Genomic DNA, 5,302 nt, shown 5'->3' with positions numbered 1-5,302 from the left:
TAATTGCTTTGCAAGCGATAAGTTGCCAGTGGTTGGACTTCTGCAGCTAAAGTATTTGCCTTCGGGCATGTAATTTTAAGTGAAGAGTTTGATCCTGGCTCAGAGTGAACGCTGGCGGCAGGCCTAACACATGCAAGTCGAACGGCAGCACAGTAAGAGCTTGCTCTTATGGGTGGCGAGTGGCGGACGGGTGAGGAATACATCGGAATCTACTCTTTCGTGGGGGATAACGTAGGGAAACTTACGCTAATACCGCATACGACCTACGGGTGAAAGCGGAGGACCTTCGGGCTTCGCGCGGTTGAATGAGCCGATGTCGGATTAGCTAGTTGGCGGGGTAAAGGCCCACCAAGGCGACGATCCGTAGCTGGTCTGAGAGGATGATCAGCCACACTGGAACTGAGACACGGTCCAGACTCCTACGGGAGGCAGCAGTGGGGAATATTGGACAATGGGCGCAAGCCTGATCCAGCCATGCCGCGTGGGTGAAGAAGGCCTTCGGGTTGTAAAGCCCTTTTGTTGGGAAAGAAAAGCAGTCGGTTAATACCCGATTGTTCTGACGGTACCCAAAGAATAAGCACCGGCTAACTTCGTGCCAGCAGCCGCGGTAATACGAAGGGTGCAAGCGTTACTCGGAATTACTGGGCGTAAAGCGTGCGTAGGTGGTGGTTTAAGTCTGTTGTGAAAGCCCTGGGCTCAACCTGGGAATTGCAGTGGATACTGGATCACTAGAGTGTGGTAGAGGGTAGCGGAATTCCCGGTGTAGCAGTGAAATGCGTAGAGATCGGGAGGAACATCCGTGGCGAAGGCGGCTACCTGGACCAACACTGACACTGAGGCACGAAAGCGTGGGGAGCAAACAGGATTAGATACCCTGGTAGTCCACGCCCTAAACGATGCGAACTGGATGTTGGGTGCAATTTGGCACGCAGTATCGAAGCTAACGCGTTAAGTTCGCCGCCTGGGGAGTACGGTCGCAAGACTGAAACTCAAAGGAATTGACGGGGGCCCGCACAAGCGGTGGAGTATGTGGTTTAATTCGATGCAACGCGAAGAACCTTACCTGGTCTTGACATCCACGGAACTTTCCAGAGATGGATTGGTGCCTTCGGGAACCGTGAGACAGGTGCTGCATGGCTGTCGTCAGCTCGTGTCGTGAGATGTTGGGTTAAGTCCCGCAACGAGCGCAACCCTTGTCCTTAGTTGCCAGCACATAATGGTGGGAACTCTAAGGAGACCGCCGGTGACAAACCGGAGGAAGGTGGGGATGACGTCAAGTCATCATGGCCCTTACGACCAGGGCTACACACGTACTACAATGGTAGGGACAGAGGGCTGCAAACCCGCGAGGGCAAGCCAATCCCAGAAACCCTATCTCAGTCCGGATTGGAGTCTGCAACTCGACTCCATGAAGTCGGAATCGCTAGTAATCGCAGATCAGCATTGCTGCGGTGAATACGTTCCCGGGCCTTGTACACACCGCCCGTCACACCATGGGAGTTTGTTGCACCAGAAGCAGGTAGCTTAACCTTCGGGAGGGCGCTTGCCACGGTGTGGCCGATGACTGGGGTGAAGTCGTAACAAGGTAGCCGTATCGGAAGGTGCGGCTGGATCACCTCCTTTTGAGCATGACGTCATCGTCCTGTCGGGCGTCCTCACAAATTACCTGCATTCAGAGATGCGTATCGGCACAGGCCGGTATGCGAAAGTCCCATCATGGGGCCTTAGCTCAGCTGGGAGAGCACCTGCTTTGCAAGCAGGGGGTCGTCGGTTCGATCCCGACAGGCTCCACCATTTGAGTGAAACGACTTTGGGTCTGTAGCTCAGGTGGTTAGAGCGCACCCCTGATAAGGGTGAGGTCGGTGGTTCGAGTCCTCCCAGACCCACCACTCTGAATGTAGTGCACACTTAAGAATTTATATGGCTCAGCGTTGAGGCTGAGACATGTTCTTTTATAACTTGTGACGTAGCGAGCGTTTGAGATATCTATCTAAACGTGTCGTTGAGGCTAAGGCGGGGACTTCGAGTCTCTAAATAATTGAGTCGTATGTTCGCGTTGGTGGCTTTGTACCCCACACAACACGGCATGTGACCCCGAGGCAACTTGGGGTTATATGGTCAAGCGAATAAGCGCACACGGTGGATGCCTAGGCGGTCAGAGGCGATGAAGGACGTGGTAGCCTGCGAAAAGTGTCGGGGAGCTGGCAACAAGCTTTGATCCGGCAATATCCGAATGGGGAAACCCACTGCTTCGGCAGTATCCTGCAGTGAATTCATAGCTGCTGGAAGCGAACCCGGTGAACTGAAATATCTAAGTAACCGGAGGAAAAGAAATCAACCGAGATTCCCTAAGTAGTGACGAGCGAACGGGGAGCAGCCCTTAAGCTGGAATGGCTTTAGAAAAACAATCTGGAAAGATTGGCCATAGAAGGTGATAGCCCTGTATTTAAAAGGGCCACTCCAGTGAAGACGAGTAGGGCGGGGCACGTGAAACCCTGTCTGAATATGGGGGGACCATCCTCCAAGGCTAAATACTCCTGACCGACCGATAGTGAACCAGTACCGTGAGGGAAAGGCGAAAAGAACCCCGGAGAGGGGAGTGAAATAGATCCTGAAACCGTGTGCGTACAAGCAGTAGGAGCTCGCAAGAGTGACTGCGTACCTTTTGTATAATGGGTCAGCGACTTACTGTTCGTGGCAAGCTTAACCGTATAGGGGAGGCGAAGGGAAACCGAGTCTGATAAGGGCGCATAGTCGCGGGCAGTAGACCCGAAACCGGGTGATCTAGTCATGGCCAGGGTGAAGGTGCCGTAACAGGTACTGGAGGCCCGAACCCACGTCTGTTGCAAAAGACGGGGATGAGCTGTGATTAGGAGTGAAAAGCTAATCGAACCCGGAGATAGCTGGTTCTCCTCGAAAGCTATTTAGGTAGCGCCTCATATGTATCCTCTCGGGGGTAGAGCACTGTTATGGCTAGGGGGTCATCGCGACTTACCAAACCATTGCAAACTCCGAATACCGAGACGGACTGTATGGGAGACACACGGCGGGTGCTAACGTCCGTCGTGAAAAGGGAAACAACCCAGACCCACAGCTAAGGTCCCAAATTCACTGCTAAGTGGAAAACGATGTGGAAAGGCATAGACAGCCAGGAGGTTGGCTTAGAAGCAGCCACCCTTTAAAGAAAGCGTAATAGCTCACTGGTCGAGTCGGTCTGCGCGGAAGATTTAACGGGGCTAAGCAGTGAACCGAAGCTTGGGGTGCATAAAACTTGTTTTATGCGCGGTAGAGGAGCGTTCCGTAAGCCTGCGAAGGTGGATTGAGAAGTCTGCTGGAGGTATCGGAAGTGCGAATGCTGACATGAGTAACGATAATGCGGGTGAAAAGCCCGCACGCCGAAAGCCCAAGGTTTCCTTGCGCAACGTTAATCGACGCAGGGTTAGTCGGTCCCTAAGGCGAGGGCGAAAGCCGTAGTCGATGGGAAGCAGGTTAATATTCCTGCACCTCGCGTGAGTGCGATGGAGGGACGGAGAAGGTTAGGTGTACCGGGCGTTGGTTGTCCCGGGGAAAGGCGGTAGGTTTGGGTCTTTGGCAAATCCGGGATCCTTTAAGACCGAGCACCGAGACGAGCCTTTATGGCGAAGTCACTGATACCACGCTTCCAGGAAAAGCTCCTAAGCTTCAGCTCACGAAGACCGTACCGTAAACCGACACAGGTGGGTAGGATGAGAATTCTCAGGCGCTTGAGAGAACTCGGGTGAAGGAACTAGGCAACATGGCACCGTAACTTCGGGAGAAGGTGCACCCTTTTTGGTGGCTCGTGCGAGCTATAGCTGAAGAGGGTCGCAGAAACCAGGCCGCTGCGACTGTTTATCAAAAACACAGCACTCTGCAAACACGAAAGTGGACGTATAGGGTGTGACGCCTGCCCGGTGCTGGAAGGTTAATTGATGGGGTCAGCCGCAAGGCGAAGCTCTTGATCGAAGCCCCAGTAAACGGCGGCCGTAACTATAACGGTCCTAAGGTAGCGAAATTCCTTGTCGGGTAAGTTCCGACCTGCACGAATGGCGTAACGACAGCGGCGCTGTCTCCACCCGAGACTCAGTGAAATTGAAATCGCTGTGAAGATGCAGCGTTCCCGTGGCAAGACGGAAAGACCCCGTGAACCTTTACTATAGCTTTACACTGAACGTTGAGTTCGTCTGTGTAGGATAGGTGGGAGGCTATGAAACTGTGGCGCTAGCTGCAGTGGAGCCATCCTTGAAATACCACCCTGTCGTGCTTGACGTTCTAACCTAGGTCCGTTATCCGGATCAGGGACCGTGTATGGTGGGTAGTTTGACTGGGGCGGTCTCCTCCTAAAGAGTAACGGAGGAGCACGAAGGTACGCTCAGCGCGGTCGGACATCGCGCACTGTGTGCAAAGGCATAAGCGTGCTTGACTGCAAGATCGACGGATCAAGCAGGTACGAAAGTAGGTCTTAGTGATCCGGTGGTTCTGTATGGAAGGGCCATCGCTCAACGGATAAAAGGTACTCCGGGGATAACAGGCTGATACCGCCCAAGAGTTCATATCGACGGCGGTGTTTGGCACCTCGATGTCGGCTCATCACATCCTGGGGCTGTAGTCGGTCCCAAGGGTATGGCTGTTCGCCATTTAAAGTGGTACGCGAGCTGGGTTCAGAACGTCGTGAGACAGTTCGGTCCCTATCTGCCATGGGCGTTGGAAGTTTGAGAGGGGCTGCTCCTAGTACGAGAGGACCGGAGTGGACGAACCTCTGGTGTTCCGGTTGTCACGCCAGTGGCATTGCCGGGTAGCTATGTTCGGAAGCGATAACCGCTGAAAGCATCTAAGCGGGAAGCGCGCCTCAAGATGAGACTTCCCGGGGCACAAGCCCCCTAAAGGAACCATGTAGACTACGTGGTTGATAGGTCAGGTGTGTAAGTACAGCAATGTATTGAGCTAACTGATACTAATGATCCGTGCGGCTTGACCATATAACCTCAAGTTGCCTTGGTCCCAACGAACGTTGGTAGATCATCAAATGCAAGCTACGTCACAAGTTAACTCTGCGAGACTGGGCGCCTTAATCCGTTTCTTGGATGGCGACGCTCCAACCGTCTCCCTGGTGAAATTAGCGCTGTGGAACCACCCGATCCCATCCCGAACTCGGAAGTGAAACGCAGCTGCGCCGATGGTAGTGTGGCTCAAGCCATGCGAGAGTAGGTCATCGCCAGGGGCTTTACCCCGAAACCCTCAGTCCAAACGGACTGAGGGTTTCTTTTTTGCGCAAGCGCTGGGC

The 5,302-nt window shown here is 53.7% G+C and carries 2 tRNA genes and 3 rRNA genes; all 5 read left to right on the top strand.

The features are described from left to right. Positions 1-76 precede the first annotated feature (76 nt). The 5 genes from J7396_RS21045 (at position 77) to rrf (ending at position 5,239) form a co-directional block, all read left to right on the top strand. Positions 77-1,623, top strand: a 16S ribosomal RNA gene (locus J7396_RS21045). A gap of 95 nt (positions 1,624-1,718) precedes the next feature. Further along, positions 1,719-1,794, top strand: a tRNA-Ala gene (locus tag J7396_RS21040). A gap of 18 nt (positions 1,795-1,812) precedes the next feature. Continuing rightward, positions 1,813-1,889 (top strand) — tRNA-Ile (locus J7396_RS21035). A gap of 227 nt (positions 1,890-2,116) precedes the next feature. After that, positions 2,117-4,997 (top strand): 23S ribosomal RNA (locus J7396_RS21030). 127 nt (positions 4,998-5,124) lie between these two features. After that, a 5S ribosomal RNA gene (gene rrf, locus J7396_RS21025) occupies positions 5,125-5,239 on the top strand. The 16S, 23S and 5S rRNA genes sit together here with 2 tRNA genes alongside, the layout of an rRNA operon. Positions 5,240-5,302: the final 63 nt, after the last annotated feature.

Origin of the sequence: Xanthomonas sp. A1809 (assembly GCF_017746015.1) — a bacterium.
Taxonomy (GTDB): Bacteria; Pseudomonadota; Gammaproteobacteria; order Xanthomonadales; family Xanthomonadaceae; genus Xanthomonas; species Xanthomonas euvesicatoria.
The sequence above is the reverse complement of the archived record's forward strand: the minus strand, read 5'-3'. Positions and strand labels throughout refer to the sequence as shown.